This is a genomic window from Streptomyces sp. N35 (assembly GCF_016464295.1).
GTDB lineage: Bacteria > Actinomycetota > Actinomycetes > Streptomycetales > Streptomycetaceae > Streptomyces.
Genome location: NZ_JAEIMH010000027.1, coordinates 66,508 through 82,275, shown reverse-complemented (window position 1 = coordinate 82,275; position 15,768 = coordinate 66,508). Strand labels below are relative to the sequence as shown.

The 15,768-nt window shown below is 71.3% G+C and carries 14 protein-coding genes; 7 read left to right on the top strand and 7 right to left on the bottom strand.

Translation table 11 applies throughout. The features are described from left to right. Positions 1 to 10: 10 nt before the first annotated feature. Positions 11 to 682, bottom strand: coding sequence for an HAD-IA family hydrolase (locus JAO81_RS17205; protein ID WP_199548734.1), 672 nt, complete (start codon positions 680 to 682; stop codon positions 11 to 13). A 255-nt stretch (positions 683 to 937) separates the two neighbouring features. Next, positions 938 to 1,519 (bottom strand): TMEM165/GDT1 family protein, encoded by a 582-nt coding sequence (locus JAO81_RS17200; RefSeq protein WP_199548733.1) that lies wholly within the window; start codon positions 1,517 to 1,519, stop codon positions 938 to 940. Between the two features lie 493 nt (positions 1,520 to 2,012). On the opposite strand from JAO81_RS17200, the gene JAO81_RS17195 reads away from it, so the two are divergent. The 4 genes from JAO81_RS17195 (at position 2,013) to JAO81_RS17180 (ending at position 7,539) form a co-directional block, all read left to right on the top strand. Continuing rightward, positions 2,013 to 2,660 carry an HNH endonuclease family protein gene (locus tag JAO81_RS17195; protein WP_199548732.1) on the top strand — a complete coding sequence of 216 codons (648 nt, stop codon included), beginning with the start codon at positions 2,013 to 2,015 and terminating at the stop codon, positions 2,658 to 2,660. 73 nt (positions 2,661 to 2,733) lie between these two features. Beyond that, the gene (locus tag JAO81_RS17190; protein ID WP_199548759.1) at positions 2,734 to 4,383 is read left to right on the top strand and encodes an alkaline phosphatase D family protein; all 1,650 of its coding nucleotides are present in this window, start codon (positions 2,734 to 2,736) and stop codon (positions 4,381 to 4,383) included. Between the two features lie 688 nt (positions 4,384 to 5,071). Continuing rightward, complete coding sequence (locus JAO81_RS17185; RefSeq protein WP_307813430.1) at positions 5,072 to 6,997, top strand: FAD/NAD(P)-binding protein; 1,926 nt, start codon at positions 5,072 to 5,074, stop codon at positions 6,995 to 6,997. A 65-nt stretch (positions 6,998 to 7,062) separates the two neighbouring features. Beyond that, entirely contained in the window at positions 7,063 to 7,539 is a 477-nt protein-coding gene (locus JAO81_RS17180) for a DoxX family protein (RefSeq protein WP_199548731.1), read from the top strand. On the opposite strand, the gene JAO81_RS42520 is transcribed toward JAO81_RS17180, so the two are convergent. After that, the gene (locus JAO81_RS42520; protein ID WP_233415485.1) at positions 7,505 to 8,236 is read right to left on the bottom strand and encodes a superoxide dismutase family protein; all 732 of its coding nucleotides are present in this window, start codon (positions 8,234 to 8,236) and stop codon (positions 7,505 to 7,507) included. The genes JAO81_RS17180 and JAO81_RS42520 overlap by 35 nt on opposite strands. A 248-nt stretch (positions 8,237 to 8,484) precedes the next feature. On the opposite strand from JAO81_RS42520, the gene JAO81_RS17170 reads away from it, so the two are divergent. Then, complete coding sequence (locus JAO81_RS17170; RefSeq protein ID WP_199548730.1) at positions 8,485 to 9,123, top strand: DedA family protein; 639 nt, start codon at positions 8,485 to 8,487, stop codon at positions 9,121 to 9,123. 220 nt (positions 9,124 to 9,343) lie between these two features. Here the strand turns inward: JAO81_RS17170 and JAO81_RS17165 are convergent, their stop codons facing one another. Beyond that, on the bottom strand, positions 9,344 to 9,586 hold the full coding sequence (locus tag JAO81_RS17165) for a DUF2277 domain-containing protein (protein WP_199548729.1): 243 nt from the start codon (positions 9,584 to 9,586) through the stop codon (positions 9,344 to 9,346). A gap of 98 nt (positions 9,587 to 9,684) precedes the next feature. On the opposite strand from JAO81_RS17165, the gene JAO81_RS17160 reads away from it, so the two are divergent. Next, positions 9,685 to 10,026, top strand: a complete 342-nt coding sequence (locus JAO81_RS17160) for a hypothetical protein (RefSeq protein WP_199548728.1) — start codon at positions 9,685 to 9,687, stop codon at positions 10,024 to 10,026. A gap of 94 nt (positions 10,027 to 10,120) precedes the next feature. Here JAO81_RS17160 and JAO81_RS17155 read toward each other — a convergent pair whose 3' ends face one another. From JAO81_RS17155 to JAO81_RS17145, 3 genes are all read right to left on the bottom strand, one after another. Beyond that, entirely contained in the window at positions 10,121 to 10,834 is a 714-nt protein-coding gene (locus JAO81_RS17155; protein WP_199548727.1) for a PadR family transcriptional regulator, read from the bottom strand. Between the two features lie 84 nt (positions 10,835 to 10,918). After that, the gene (locus JAO81_RS17150) at positions 10,919 to 12,940 is read right to left on the bottom strand and encodes an NADPH-dependent 2,4-dienoyl-CoA reductase (protein ID WP_199548726.1); all 2,022 of its coding nucleotides are present in this window, start codon (positions 12,938 to 12,940) and stop codon (positions 10,919 to 10,921) included. A gap of 204 nt (positions 12,941 to 13,144) precedes the next feature. Next, a complete protein-coding gene (locus JAO81_RS17145; protein ID WP_199548725.1) occupies positions 13,145 to 14,221 on the bottom strand; it encodes a TetR/AcrR family transcriptional regulator in 1,077 nt (358 codons plus the stop codon). 217 nt (positions 14,222 to 14,438) lie between these two features. On the opposite strand from JAO81_RS17145, the gene clpX reads away from it, so the two are divergent. After that, positions 14,439 to 15,689 carry an ATP-dependent Clp protease ATP-binding subunit ClpX gene (gene clpX, locus JAO81_RS17140; protein ID WP_199548724.1) on the top strand — a complete coding sequence of 417 codons (1,251 nt, stop codon included), beginning with the start codon at positions 14,439 to 14,441 and terminating at the stop codon, positions 15,687 to 15,689. Positions 15,690 to 15,768: the final 79 nt, after the last annotated feature.

The following is a 15,768-nucleotide window of genomic DNA, read 5'->3' as shown; positions in this document are numbered from 1 at the left end:
GCCGATGTGCTCAGCCCTTGAAGTGCAGTTCGACCGATCCGTCCGCCCCTGCGACGATCTTCACATCGTCGAGGTCCATGACGTGCAGGGCCGGCTCGTACTGTGCGGCACGCGGGCCGACGCCGACCACGCGCATGCCGGCCGCCTTGCCCGCGGCGATGCCCGCGCCGGAGTCCTCGAAGACCACGCAGTCGGCGGGGTCGAGGCCGAGCAGGGCCGCGCCCTTGAGGAAGCCCTCGGGGTCCGGCTTGCTCGCCGAGACGGACTCGGCGGTGACGCGGTGGGCGGGCATGGGCAGCCCGGCCGCGTTCATACGGGCGGTGGCGAGCGCCAGGTCGGCCGAGGTGACCAGGGCGTGCGGCAGGTCCTGGAGCGCGGCCATGAAGGCCGGGGCGCCGCCCACCGGGACCACGCCGTCGATGTCGGCGGTCTCGGCCGCGAGCATCTCGCGGTTCTCCGCGTAGTTCTCCTCCATCGGGCGGTCCGGGAGCAGGACGGCCATCGAGGCGTAGCCCTGCCGGCCGTGCACGACGGAGATGACGCGCTCGAAGTCGAGACCGTGCTTGTCGGCGAACCGCCGCCAGCAACGCTCCACCACCGCATCGGAGTTGACGATCGTGCCGTCCATGTCGAGAAGCGGGGCGGGGGCGGCCAGCAGGGTGGGGGCTTCGGTGGCCGCCATGGGCGGTCCCCTGGGCTCGGGGCGCGGCCGGTTACCGGCCGCGTGAGGCCCGCGACCGATGGCCGGCCGCGGAGGTCGCGGCCCGATCCGGCCGCGGAAGAAACAGAGTGGCCCCGCCCGCCGGTCAGGGGGTGCGGGCGGGAACCACTTTGTTCCTACAGCATACAAACCAGAGGAGGGGATACGCCACCGGCCTGCCCGATACCGGACAGGCCGCCGGAAAACAGCAGGTCACAGCACCCCCGGCGGGAGGCTTTACGGCGCCACGGCCTCGTACAGGCTGAAGCCCGCGAGCGCGAGCATCGCGATCGCCGCGATCTTGGTGATCAGCGTGAGGGGCACCCGCTTGAGCAGCGCCTTGCCGCCGACGATGCCGATCGCCGCGACCGACCAGAGCGCGAGGACGGCACCGAGGCCGACCGAGAGCGGGTCGTCGTACTTGGCGGCGAGGTTGGCCGTCATGATCTGGGTGAGATCGCCGAACTCGGCGACCAGGATGAGCATGAAGCCCGCACCCGAGACCTTCCAGAAGGACTGGTCCTCGGGCTTGCGCACCTCCTCCTCGCCCCCGTCCTTCTTCATGAGCAGCATCACCGCGCCCGCGAGGAACAGGACGCCGGTGAGCGCCTGGACGAGGCGGCTCGGAAGCAGAGTGAGGACCGAACCGGCCGCGATCGCCAGCGCGACATGTACGGCGAAGGCCGCGGCGACTCCGGCGAAGACGTACGAGGCCCGGTAGCGGGTGCCCAGGACCAGGCCGGCGAGCGCGGTCTTGTCGGGCAGTTCGGCAAGGAAGACGACGCCGAAGACGAGCGCCATGACGCTGAAGCTGATCAAAGTTCCTCAATCGGTCGGGGCTGCCCCACCGAGAGTTGCTGCGGACACCTCGGCACGGCAGCGCGCTGAGGTGTGACTCCCCTGACGAGGGCACACGGGCGGCACTGCTCTGCCGAAGGTCTCGCTGGCGGATCACAGGTGATCCGCTCCGGGCGCCGGCCCAGCCAGTCGTGAAGACGGCTGAGCAGTATGTCGACGGTCCGGCGAAGAGCTACTCCCCTTCTGCGCCATCCATCGTACGCGACCTACGTCCGGGCCCGTCAGGGCCTTAGGTCCCGGCCTCGAAGACGGCCACACCCCCCTCGAACCGCACTTTCACCAACTCCCTTGAGATCAGGGACGGGTGGCGATTGCGCACGCCCCCTTGTCCGCTCATCACCTTGACGGGACCCTGTCACCCGGCGCACACCTCCACGCAACATCGCGCCGCCAGCATGAGCGGGCCCGAAACCCGCGGGAGCGCTCAACATCCCCCCACCTCAAGGGAGTTCGCATGTCCGGTGTCTACGCGCGTCAACGAGCCGGCGCACTCGCCGTCCTGACCGCCACGGCGGCCGCTGTGAGCCTGCTCACCGGCCCGCCCGCCCAGGCAGCACCGCCCACCCCGATCAGCGCCACCACCGCCCGTACGTATCTGGGCCAGCTCACCGTGAAGGCCGAGGGCTCCTCGACCGGCTACAGCCGCGACAAGTTCCCGCACTGGATCACCCAGTCCGGCGCCTGCAACACCCGGGAGGTCGTCCTGAAGCGCGACGGCACCAACGTCCAGCAGGACTCCAGCTGCGCGGCCACGTCCGGCAGTTGGTACTCCCCGTACGACGGCGCCACCTGGACCGCGGCATCGGATCTCGACATCGACCACGTGGTCGCACTCGCCGAAGCCTGGCGTTCGGGCGCGAGCAGCTGGACCACCGCCCAGCGCCAGACCTTCGCCAACGACCTCTCCCAGCCCCAGCTGATAGCCGTCACCGACAACGTCAACCAGGCCAAGAGCGACCTCGACCCCGCCGAGTGGCTGCCGCCACGTACCGCGTACACCTGCATGTACGTACGGATGTGGGTGGACGTGAAGCACCATTACGGGCTGAGCGTCGACTCCGCCGAGAAGAACGCGCTGACGTCCGCACTCAGCGGCTGCTGAATCTTTACGCAGGAACCTCCCCGCTGCCCTCCGTCGTTCCGTACCGTACGGGCGACGGAGGGAAGTGATCACGATGACCCGGCTGCGCCTGGGCCCGCTGCTGCGCTATGTCGACGAGGCGGCCGCGACGATATGGGTGGAGACCGACCGCCCCAGCACGGCCGAGGTGCGCTGCGCCGACGGCGCCGGCGGCCGGGAGCATACGTTCCAGGTGGCGGGGCATCACTATGCGCTGATCCCGGTGACCGGTCTGACGCCCGGCAGCGACACCTCGTACGAGGTGTTCCTGGACGGCCGGCAGGTCTGGCCGCTGCCCGACTCGCCCTTCCCGCCGTCCACGATCCGCACCCCCTCGGGCGCGGACGACGACGAGATACGCATCTCCTTCGGGTCCTGCCGCTGGGCCGCTCCGCCGTCGAGCGAACACGATCCGGTGGGGCCCGACGCCCTGGACACCCTCGCCGCGAAACTGGCGGCCCACCCCGATCACGTACGCCCGAACGTCCTGGTGCTGCTCGGCGACCAGGTGTACGCGGACATGGTCTCCAAGGCGACCAGGAGCTGGCTGGCCGCACGGCGCGATCTGCGGGAGCCGCCGGGTGCGCAGGTCGCGGACTACGAGGAGTACACGCACCTCTACTACGAGTCCTGGCTGGACCCCGAGGTGCGCTGGCTGCTCTCCACCGTGCCCAGCTGCATGATCTTCGACGACCACGATGTGATCGACGACTGGAACACCAGCGAGTCCTGGCTGGCCGAGATGCGGGCCACGCCCTGGTGGAACGAGCGGATCCTCAGCGGCCTGATGTCGTACTGGGTCTACCAGCACCTGGGCAACCTCACCCCGGCCGAGCTCGCCGCCGACGCGCTGTACACGGCCGTCCGCGCGACCCCCGACGGCACGGACGACCTGCGCGCCTTCGCCGCCGAGTCCGACCGGGACCCGGCGCGCACCCGCTGGAGCTACCGGCGCGACTTCGGCCGCGTACGGCTGCTGATGGTGGACACCCGGGGCGCGCGCGTCCTGAAGGAGTCCGAGCGCGCGATGCTCGACGCGGGCGAGGCCGCGTGGCTGCGCGAACAGGCCCTCGCCGACCGGGAGTCGAGCGATCACCTTCTCATCGGCACCTCACTGCCCTGGCTCCTCCCCCACCTGATCCATGAGGCCGAGGGGTGGAACGCGGCCCTCGCGCGCGGTGAACGCGGCGCGCGCTGGGCCCGGTTCGCGGAGGATCTGCGGCGGCGCAGCGATCTGGAGCACTGGGCGGCGTTCCCGCGCTCCTTCGAAGCACTGACCGAGCTGATCGCCGAAGCGGGCACGGGCCCGAGTGCCCCGGCCACGGTCTGCGTCCTCTCCGGCGACGTCCACCATGCGTACGCGGCCGAGCCGACCTGGCCGAACGGTGAACACGCGCCCGACGCCCGCATCCTGCAGCTGACCTGCTCCCCGGTCCACAACTCCATCCACCGCTCGGTGAAGTGGGGCTTCCGCTTCGGCTGGAGCAAGGCGGGCCGCGCCCTCGGCCGCCGCTTCGCCCGCCACGGACGACTCGGAAAGCAGCCCATCAAGTGGCGCAGAACGGGCGGCCCTTGGTTCGGCAACCAACTGATGACCCTCACCCTCCGCGGCCGCACCGCCCGCCTCCGCCTGGACCAGGCCCAGCGGGTACGGGGCAGCAGCCCACGCCTCGAAACGATCGAGGACACACAGCTCACACCGTAGGCAACCTTCCCGGAACGGAACCCCCACCGCCCCGCAGCCACGCGACGACGAGACGAAACCCGCACCCACCCCCAGTCCCGGAACGGAACCCCCACCGGCCCGCAGCCGCTCGACGCCTGGGCGGGACCCCCACCGGCCCGCAGCCGCGCGACGGCGGAAGGGGACGGGGAGGGGTGCCAGTTACACGGGCGCCCCCGACGTCGACGGCAACCCTTCGCGGGAACGGCGCCATTGCCCGTGTAACTGGTACCCCGGACCGGCACCGACCCCACGACGAAACCGCACGCGAGCCGGTTCCCGCCCACGCGCCAGACACCCGCCCCCACGGGCACCCACGCCCCACCGGCACCCGGACCCGCCACCACCCACCCCACAGGCACGGCGGTTCCCCCACAAGCAGGGCACCCCCGGCGTGATCCGAACCACAGCGGAGGGCGTAATTCCGACCACCCCTTCGGCAGCCGACGCGACAACGGCATGATGAGGCGGAACATCCGCTTCCTCAACAGCCACACCACGAGCACCACACACACCACCAGCACCACACGCGCCACGAGCACCACACGCACCACCCCGCGACGCCCAAGTTGCCCCCCACGCCCGGGAGTCCACCCCTTTGTCCGCCACACCTCCCCCGACAACGACGCCCGCTTCGCCCCGAATACCCCCTCAAACGCACACCGTCGCCGTGGTCGGCGCCGGCCCCCGCGGCACCAGCGTCGTCGAGCGCCTCTGCGCCTCCGCCCCCACCCTGCTCCCGCCCGGCACCCACCTGACGGTCCACGTGATCGACCCGGCGCCACCGGGCGCGGGCCAGGTGTGGCGCACGGACCAGCCCGCCGAACTCCTGATGAACACGGTCGCCTCCCAGGTCACCCTCTACACCGACGACAGCGTCAGCTGCGAGGGCCCCGTCCGCCCGGGCCCGAGCCTGTACGAGTGGGCGCTCCGCGATCCCCGTACGGCCCTGGGACCCGACGACTATCCGACGCGCGCGCTCTACGGGCGCTATCTGGAGTGGGTGTTCACCGAGACGGTGCGCCAGGCCCCCGAGCAGATACGGATCGAGGTCCACCGGGCCCGCGCGGTCCGCCTGGAGGGCGGCGAGCACCACCTGGACCGCGACGATCCGCAGTCCCTCACCCTCGACGACGGCACCCGCCTCAACGGCCTGGACGCCGTGATCCTCGCCCAGGGCCACCTCCCCACCCTCGGCGACCGCACCCAGGAACGGCTCGCCGCCCACGCCGACCGGCACGGCCTCGGCTACTTCCCGCCGGCCAACCCGGCCGACCTGGACCTGACGTCACTCGCCCCCGGCGAACCGGTCCTGCTGCGCGGCCTCGGGCTCAACTTCTTCGACCACATGGCCCTGTTGACCTCGGGCCGCGGCGGCCGCTTCGAGCAGACCCCGCACGGGCTGCGCTACCTGCCCTCCGGCCACGAACCCCGACTCCTCGCCGGCTCCCGCCGCGGCATCCCGTACCAGGCACGCGGCGACAACGAAAAGGGCGCCCACGGCCGCCACTTCCCGCTCGTCCTCACCGGCGACGTCATCGAGACCTTCCGTAAACGCACGGCCGAAGGCGACCCGCCGGACTTCCTCGCCGAGATCTGGCCGCTGATCGCGCGGGAGGTGGAGTGCGTCTATTACGAAGCCCTGCTCGCCCCCGGACAACGCCCGGAGTTCCGCGAGCGGTTCCTGTCCGCCGGCGAACTCCCGCACCGCCAGTCCGCGCCCGAACTCCCGCACCCCCAGTCCGCGCCCGAACTCCCGCACCTCCTGGACGAGTTCGGTATACGAACGGCCGACCAGTGGTCCTGGGACCGCATCTCCCGCCCGTACCGCGGCCGTTGTTTCACGGACCCCGGGGACTTCCGCCGCTGGCTCACCGGCTACCTGCACGAGGACGCGGCCCAGGCGGCACTCGGCAACCTCACGGGCCCGGTCAAGGCGGCCCTCGACGCACTGCGGGATCTGCGCAACGAACTCCGCCGCGTCGTCGACCACGGCGGCCTCACCGGCCGTTCCCGCCGCGAGCACCTGGACCGCTGGTACACCCCGCTCAACGCGTTCCTGTCGATCGGCCCGCCCCGGCGCCGTATCGAAGAGATGACCGCACTGCTCGACGCCGGCATCCTCACCGTCGTCGGACCGCGCATGGAGGTGCGCGCCGAGGGCGCGGCCTTCGTCGCGCACTCCCCCGAAGTGCCGGGCTCCACGGTCCGCGCACGGACCCTCGTCGAGGCCCGGCTGCCGGAACCGGACGTGCGGCGCACCGCCGATCCGCTGCTGACCCGGCTGCTCAAGACGGGCCGCTGCCGGCCGCATGTCATCGGGGGTTACGAGACGGGCGGGCTGGATGTAACACCCGGCCCGTACCGTCTGATCGACCGCCGGGGAGCCGTGCACCCCAGGCGGTACGCGGTCGGTGTGCCCACCGAGGGCGTGCACTGGGTGACCGCCGCGGGCGCCCGCCCCGGCGTCGACTCGGTGACGCTGTGCGATGCGGACGCCGTGGCGCGTGCGGTACTCGGCGACGTACGCGCGGCAAGCGCAACGAAGAACCGGAATCCGGCCGCTGACCGAATGTTGAACTTGCAAGTACGCTAAGGGTTGCCTAACGTGAGGCTCCCCCAGATCGGTTCACGTCCCCGAACCGAAGTAAGGAGCCCTCCATGACTGGACGTCTCAACAGCGCCCAGCCCTATGCCATAGGCCTGTTCCGCATGGTCGTCGGCCTGCTCTTCGCCTGCCACGGCGCGGCGACCCTGTTCGGTGTGCTCGGCGGCCCGATGGGCGGCAGCACTCCGGAGATCGGCGCCTGGCCGTCCTGGTACGCGGCCACCATCCAGCTCGTCTGCGGCGGCCTGGTCCTCATCGGTCTGGCCACCCGCCCCGCCGCGTTCATCGCCTCGGGCTCGATGGCGTACGCGTACTTCAAGGTCCACCAGCCCGAGGCGCTGTGGCCGCTGCAGAACAGCGGCGAGTCCTCCGCCCTGTTCTGCTGGGCCTTCTTCCTGCTGATCTTCACCGGCTCCGGTGCGCTCGGCCTCGACCGGCTCTTCTCCCGCGGTGCACGGGTGCGCGAGGAGCTGGCCGAGGCGGCACAGGAGCCCGTCAGGCGTGAGGAAGCGATCCGAACGGCACGGTGAAACAGGCCAACCGGTCGCCCGCACCGCCCTGTTCGCGGTGCAGGACCACCGAAGCGGGCGCGCCCCGGCGGAAGTTCCAGCTGTGGGGCACGGCCGCTTCGGCGTTTCCGGCCTTGTCGGTGGTGAAGTCCAGCCAGATCTCGTTGTCCGGGTTCAGATACTTCGGATCCTTCGAGGGCTGCACCGGGTCGACCTTGTTCTGGTAGTGCCCGCCGGCGTCCATCGGGTCGGTGCCGCACGGCTTGCCGTGCACGTGCGCTCCGTACGCGCGGCCCGGGTTGAGGCCCTTGACCTGGAGCGACACCTTGGTGCCCTGCTCGTCGGTGTGCTGGCGCACCTCGATCCAGCTCGCGGCAGGCACCAGCTTCAGGTCGTATGTCTTGGCGGTCGACGGGATCAGCGCGCTCGGCGGCGCGAAGGTGGCCTGGGCCCGCATCCAGTAGTAGTCCGCCGCGGCAGCACTGTCGACCGTCCCGCTGCCGGCCGTCGCGCTGCCGGCCGTCGCGCTGCCGGCCGTCGCGCTGCTGACCGTCCCATTCCTGACCGTCCCGCTGCCGACCGTCCCACTGCTGACCGTCGCGCTGCCGCTCGGTTCACTGCCACTCGGCTCACTGCCGCTGCGCGTCGCGCCCGCGACGCCGCCCGAAGCCGCGAGCAGCACGGCCGCCAGGCCCGCCGCCGCCATCCCTGCCACCATCGTCAGCACTCCCTCATGTCCCTCGCCCCCTGGGTTCTCCGTTCGTTCGTACGGGACTCGGGCGGCGCCCGCCGCATCGGGCACGGCAGCCGGGTGAACGGCCGATGCCCCTGCCCCGTACCCCCGTGGATGTCCCCGGACCCACCGTGCGTACGCTGTATGGCTGTTGATGTGCCCCGTGTCCGGAATCGGCGGACGCGCACTTCAGCGGCGCCCGAGCGGCGCGGTACTGCCGACCGGGAGGGCTCGTGCTGGACAGTGTGGGTGCCCTCACCGGCAGTCCGTGGATCTACGCCGTCGTGGCGGTCTCGCCCCCCTCCGTTGTGTTCCTCCCGGTGCCCCCCAGCGCCTCCCGGGTGACCCCCGCGCCCACGGCGCCCGCCGCCGGATCGGGTGCGGCGGCCGGGTCCGCGACGCGCGTGGTGGGCGACGTCCCCGACCTCATGCTGCTCGCGCTGTGCGCGGCGACCGCCTCGGTGCTCGGCGATCTGGCCGCGTACCGCCTCGCCTGGCGCGGCGGTGCACGCTGGGACCGCGCCCTGGCCCGCTCACGGCGGCTCGCCTCGGCGCAGGAACGTCTCGGCGCAGCGCTCGCACGGGGTGGTGGCGCCCTGGTCGTACTCGCGCGGTTCGCTCCGGCCGGGCGCTCGGTGGTGTCGTTCGGCGCGGGTGCGGCACATCGGCGGGTACGGGAGTTCCTGCCGTGGTCGGCCCTCGCGGGGGTCGCCTGGGCCGCGTACAGCGTGGGCCTCGGCTACTTCGGCGGCCAGCTGCTCGGCGCCAACTGGATCGCCACGGCGGTCTCGCTCGCGGCCCTGTTCGGCGCCGGGGCGGGCGCGGCGTATCTGATGCGGCGGCCGGCGGCGGCGGTGGATCCGGCGGCGTGAACTGCCGCTGCGCGCCGGGGGCTGGACAGTCCCCGCCCTCCCGGGGGCCGAACCCTTTCGAGCCTATCGGCCACCACTGACAACGCCCGCCGACACCGCCCGTCCGGCTACGGGGCTACGGGGTACTGGGCACGCTTGCTACCCGACTACCCGGCTACGCAGCGCCCTTGGCCTTCACGCCACCCGGCTACCCGGCCCCCTCAGCCTTCACGCCACCCTGCTACGCGGCGCCCTTGCCCGACTTCGCGCCGCCCGCTCCCCGTACGACGAGGTCCTGGAGCAGCTCGCCGGTGGCCTCCGCGACCGCGTCGACGGCGCGGTCGAAGACCTCCTGGTTGTGGGCGGCGGGGGCGCGGAAGCCGGAGATCTTCCGTACGTACTGAAGCGCTGCGGCGCGGATGTCCTCCTCGGTGGCGTCGTGCTCGAGGACCGGGGGGCGAAGGGTCTTGATGCTGCGGCACATGCCTCCAGTGTGGCCCGCGATCTCCGAAGGAACACCCGTTCGCATGAACTCCCCGATTTCGCTCGCCTCCAGAAATCGAACAGACGTAGCATTGCGGCGTGGCTGTGACTCCTGAGTTCCCGAGTGACCTCCTCGCAGGTCAGGAGGAGCTGCATCAGATCAGGTCAGAACTCCTGGCGCTGCTGAAGCGGCTCCCCTGGTCCGTCGTGCCGCTCGACGGCTTCAGCGACACGGGTGGCTGGCGCAAGGTCGAACGCCCCGCCTCGCCCGGCTGGAGCGAGGACGAGCAGGCCGAGGTGGAGAAGCTGCGCCGGCGTGAGCGTGAGCTCGCGGTGTTCGTCAGCGGCCACCGTTACTGGAAGGAGGTGGCCACACCCGATGTGGTCAGCACCCGGATGCTCCTGAAGCATGTGCACGAGCAGCGCGGGGCCGGCGGCTAGCCGACCGGCCCACGGGGCAGCCCGGCAAGCCCGGCTGCTCGCCTACGGGCGGCCCCGCAAACGCGGCGACACCTGCTGTTCGCCTACGGGCGGCTCAGTCCTCGAACTCCTCGAGTGCCCGCTCCAGCCAGGCCACCCAGAACGTCTCCAGGTCGATCCCGCCCCGCAGCACCAGATGCTGCAGCTGATCCGCCGCCGAGCGGCCCGGCCCCGGTGCACCCCCGGAGTCCACCGAACGACCCTCGGCCAGCGCACCCTCGGAGCCCGCCGAGCGCCCCTCGGCCAGTGCACCCCCGGAGTCCACCGAACGCCCCTCGCCCGGCGCCCCCTCGGAGTCCGCCGGGCAACCCGAGGCCGACGAGCCCTGGGAGTCCTGGGAGCCCGGGGACCCCGCCGGGAAGTCCCGTGCCTCGATCGCCTCGTACTCCGCCAACTGCCGTTGATGCAGGGCAAGATGGCGCCGCAGCTCCGCCTCGAGACCGGCCCGCCCGACCACGCCCGCCGCCCGTACACGGAGCAGCAGGGGGTCGCGGATGGGGCGCGGGTCCTCGGGGCGCGCGACCCAGGCGGCGAGTTCCTCGCGTCCGGCCGCGAGGACCTCGTACTCCTTCTTGGAACCTCGCGAAGGTCCCTGCGCGGGCAGCGCCCTGATCAGCCCCGACGTCTCCAGGCGGCCCAGCTCGCGATAGATCTGCTGGTGCGTGGCCGACCAGAAGTAGCCGATCGACTTGTCGAAGCGGCGTGTCAGCGCGAGGCCCGAGGAGGGCTTTTCGAGCAGCGCGGTCAGGATCGCGTGCGGCAGGGACACCGGGTTCCCTTCTTTCCGGAGCGGCGGTCTACAGGGACTCTTTCCGGAGCGGCGGACTCCAGGGACTCCTTCCGGAGCGGCGAACTACAGGGACGCCGCCAGCTCCGTGCCCTGCTTGATCGCGCGCTTGGCGTCCAGCTCGGCGGCCACGTCGGCGCCCCCGATGACATGCACGTTCGCCCCGGCGGCGAGCAGCGCGTCGTACAGCGCGCGGCGCGGCTCCTGGCCGGCGCACAGCACCACGGTGTCCACATCGAGCACCGAGCTCTGCCCGTCGACCGAGATGTGCAGACCCGAGTCGTCGATACGGTCGTACGTGACGCCCGCGTGCGTCGTCACGCCCCGGTGCCTGAGCTCGGCGCGGTGGATCCAGCCGGTCGTCTTGCCGAGTCCTGCGCCGACCTTGCCGGCCTTGCGCTGCAGCAGATGCACCTGGCGCGGGGGCCGCGGGCGCTCCGCCTCGTGGAGGCCGCCGCGCGTGCGGTACTCCATGTCGACGCCCCACTGCCGGAAGTACACGGCCGGGTCGGCGCTCGCGCCCTCGCCGCCGTCGGTGAGGAACTCCGCGACGTCGAACCCGATCCCGCCGGCCCCGACGACCGCGACCTTCTCCCCCACCTCGGCGCCGCCGGCCAGCACGTCGAGATAGCTGACCACGCTCGGGTGGTCGACGCCTTCGATCGCGGGCGTGCGCGGCTCCACTCCGGTGGCGATGACGATCTCGTCGTACGAGCCGTCGGCGAGGTCGTCCGCCGCCACCCGCACACCCAGCTTGACGTCCACGCCGCGCTCTTCGAGCTGTACGCGGAAGTAGCGCAGGGTCTCGTCGAACTCCTGCTTGCCGGGGACCTTGCGGGCCACGTTCAGCTGGCCGCCGATCTCGTCGGCCGCGTCGAAGAGCGTGACCTGGTGGCCGCGTTCGGCGGCGGAGACCGCGCAGGCGAGGCCGGCCGGTCCCGCGCCGACGACCGCGATGTGCTTGGCCTTGCGGACCGGACCGAGCGTCAGCTCCGTCTCATGGCACGCGCGCGGGTTGACCAGACAGGACGTGATCTTGCCGCTGAAGGTGTGGTCGAGGCAGGCCTGGTTGCAGCCGATACAGGTGTTGATCGTCTCGGCGCGCCCCTCGGCTGCCTTCGCCACGAACTCCGGGTCGGCGAGGAAGGGCCGCGCGAGCGAGACCAGATCGGCATGCCCGTCGGCGAGCAACTGCTCGGCGACTTCAGGGGTGTTGATGCGGTTGCTGGTGACGAGCGGGATCTCGACCGCGCCCATCACCTTCTTGGTCACCCAGGCGAAGGCACCGCGCGGCACGGTGGTGGCGATGGTCGGGATGCGCGCCTCGTGCCAGCCGATGCCGGTGTTGAGGATGTTGGCGCCGGCCGCCTCGATCTCGCGGGCGAGCGACACGACCTCGTCGAGCGTGGAGCCGCCGGGAACCAGGTCGAGCATGGAGAGGCGGTAGACGATCAGGAAGTCGCGGCCGAGACGGGCGCGCGTACGGCGCACGATCTCGACGGGGAAGCGCATCCGGTTCTCGTACGAGCCGCCCCAGCGGTCGGTGCGGTGGTTGGTCCCCGCGGCGATGAACTCGTTGATCAGATAGCCCTCGGAGCCCATGATCTCGACGCCGTCGTACCCGGCCTTCTTCGCGAGCACGGCGGTGCGCACGAAGTCCTCGATGGTCCGCTCGACCTCGTCGTCGGTCAGTTCGTTCGGTACGAACGGCGAGATGGGCGCCTGCAGCGCGCTGGGAGCGACCAGGTCCTGGTGGTAGGCGTACCGGCCGAAGTGCAGGATCTGCAGCGCGATCCGCCCTCCCTCGCGGTGCACGGCCTCGGTGACGGTGCGGTGCTGCTCGGCCTCCGCGTCGGTGGTGAGCTTCGCACCTCCCTCGTACGGGCGGCCCGCGTCGTTGGGCGCGATACCGCCGGTGACGATCAGGGCGGCGCCACCGCGGGCGCGCTCGGCGTAGAAGGCCGCCATCCGCTCGAAGCCGCGCTCGGCCTCCTCCAGACCGACATGCATGGAGCCCATCACGACCCGGTTGGGGAGAGTGAGGAATCCCAGGTCAAGAGGGGTCATGAGGTGGGGGTAGGCACTCATCCGGGGCTCCTCGGTCACGGCAGGGCGGGGCCTCCTCATTATGCAACTGGTTGCACAATGGGCCAGGGTGCCGTGGTGCGGGGTGCGTCACATGGCGAATCTGCTGGATCGCGGTGACCGGTCAAGGCTGTGACCATGGCCGTCGCACGTGACCTGCGCCGACGGACGCGGGGCGCCGGTCAGCCGACGGACACAGAGGGCCGGTCAGCCGACGGACGCCGGGGCCGCCGCCGCGTGGCAGGCGCCCCGGCCGGTCGCGGTGGCGACGATCCGGCCGCCTTCGATCCGTACGGCCACCTCGGTGCCGTCGTCGCTCGCGTCAAGGCCCACCGCTTCGGCGACGGCGCCGGAGTCGTCGTAAGCGAGCTGGAGGGCGGGCCGCAGCGGCGGCGGGAAGACGGAACGCAGACACATGCTCAGCTCGGCGAGCGCGAGGCGGGCGAGCGGGGCGAGTTCATGGGGGTCGGCGGTGACCAGGACGGCGGTGACCTGCGTGCCGGGCGGCGCCGAGCGCACCAACTCCTCCGCCGCTTCGAGGCGTTGGAGTCCGAGGACCGCCACGACACCTTCCTGGAGACGGGCCGGGCCGGCGCGCAGGATGTCCGTGGTGGGCGGCGGCGACCAGGGGCGGTCGCACGAGGCGGCCTGGACGCCGTACGGGAGATGGGCGGGCGGCCAGGAGCCGTCGTCCTCGATGACGGCGAGGCGCTCGCAGGCGGTGACGGCCTGAAAGGGGTCGACGAACCCCGGTGCGGAATCCGCGAGTTGGCGCGCGCCGTGCAGGAACGTGAGCGCGGATTCGGCGGCGCGGACCATCCGGCGGTCTCCGCCGAGCGCCTCCAGACACAGCCCGAGCAGGATCGCGTCGAGCTTGAGCAGCTGGGCGTAGGCGCCGCGGGTGCTCTCCTCGGCGAGGATCTCCTGTTGCAGCCGGCTGCCGAGCCGGCCGTGCTCGGAGGTCAGGGGCAGCCGGGTGAGCAGCACGCGGGCGAACGCGCCGAGCGCTTCGGCGGGCGTGGCGGGGGACTTGGCGGGCACGGCAAGGGACTTGGCGGGCTCGGGCGCGGGGGCGCCCTGGGCCAGCTCGGCGAGTACGGAGAAGTAGAGCGCCCGCTTGCCGGAGAAGTTGGAGTACACCGCGCCGCGCGTGAGGCCGGCGCGCTCGGCGATGGCATCGACCTTGGCGCCGTCGAAACCGCGTGCGGCGAACTCGGCGCGGGCGGCGGCGAGCACCTTCGCCCGGTTCTGCGCCTGCAGCTCCACTCTGCTGAGCCGGGCCATCGTCGTCGTCCTTCTCCGATTCACAGTTTTTCCAGCCGCGTTGCCGTCGGCGCCGCAGTCACGTTACCGTCACCACTGGTTGATTCAGATGATGCCGTCATTTGAAATCCGGAGCGACGTCCGGGCATCCGGCAGACCGAAGTCCGGGCAGCCGGCGGACCCAAGTCCGTGCAGCCAGATCGAAGTCCGAGCATGTGGTCGAGGGAGACGAATCCGAGTGGCACGCGTCGGTGACAGCGACTCCCTGCTGACCTGTACGTTCTGCGGGAAGAGCCAGAAGTCGGTCCGCAAGCTGATCGCGGGCCCGGGCGGGATCTGCATCTGCGACGAGTGCGTGGGGCTGTGCAACGAGCTCATCGCGGAGGACCTCGTCGAGGCGACGGACCAGCCCTCCGCCGAACTCCCCACGCCCCGCGAGATCTTCGAGCATCTGGAGAGTTACGTCATCGGCCAGGAGCGGGCCAAACGGACGCTCGCGGTCGCGGTCTACAACCACTACAAGCGGATCCGCAACCGGACTTCGCCGGACTCCGACGTGGAGCTCGGCAAGTCCAACGTCCTGCTCGTCGGACCGACCGGCTGCGGCAAGACCTACCTCGTACAGACGCTGGCCCGGATCCTCGATGTCCCCTTCGCCATCGCCGACGCCACGGCGCTCACCGAGGCCGGCTACGTCGGCGAGGACGTGGAGAACATCCTGCTCAAGCTGGTACAGGCGGCGGACCACGACATCGAGCGGGCCCAGCGCGGGATCATCTACGTCGACGAGATCGACAAGGTCTCCCGTAAGAGCGAAGGCCCTTCGCTGACCCGCGACGTCAGCGGCGAGGGCGTCCAGCAGGCGCTGCTCAAGATCCTCGAAGGGACCGTGGCGTCGATCCCGCCGCAGGGCGGCCGCAAACACCCGGGCCAGGAGTTCATCCAACTCGACACGACCCAGATCCTGTTCATCGTGGGCGGCGCTTTCGCCGGCCTGGAGGAGATCGTCGAGCGGCGCTCGTCGAAGCGCACCATCGGCTTCGGCCCGACGCCGCTGCGCTCCCCCGAGCCGCTGAGCGAGGTGACGGCGGCGGATCTGCGCGAGTACGGCCTGATCCCCGAGTTCGTGGGCCGGCTGCCGCTCACGGCCTCGGTGCACTCACTGGACCGTACGGCCCTGATCCGCATCCTCACCGAGCCGCGCAACGCGCTGATCAAGCAGTACCAGAAGCTCTTCCAACTCGACGGCGTGGAGCTGGAGTTCACGGAGGAGGCGGTCGCGGCGGTCGCCGACCAGGCCCTGCTGCGCCGGACGGGGGCGCGGGCGGCCCGCAGCGTCCTGGAGGAGGTCCTGCTCAACGTGATGTACGAGGTGCCGAGCCGCGACGATGTGGCCCGGGTCGTCATCACCCGCGAGACGGTCCTCGACCATGTGAACCCGACGCTGATCCCGCGGCCGTCCCAGGGGTGGGACGAGCAGTCGGCTTAGCCGTTCGGTTCGGTCCGGATCCTGGTCGTTCCTGGTCGGTTCTCGGTCGATTCCCGGTCGATTCCCGGCCGGTTCTCGG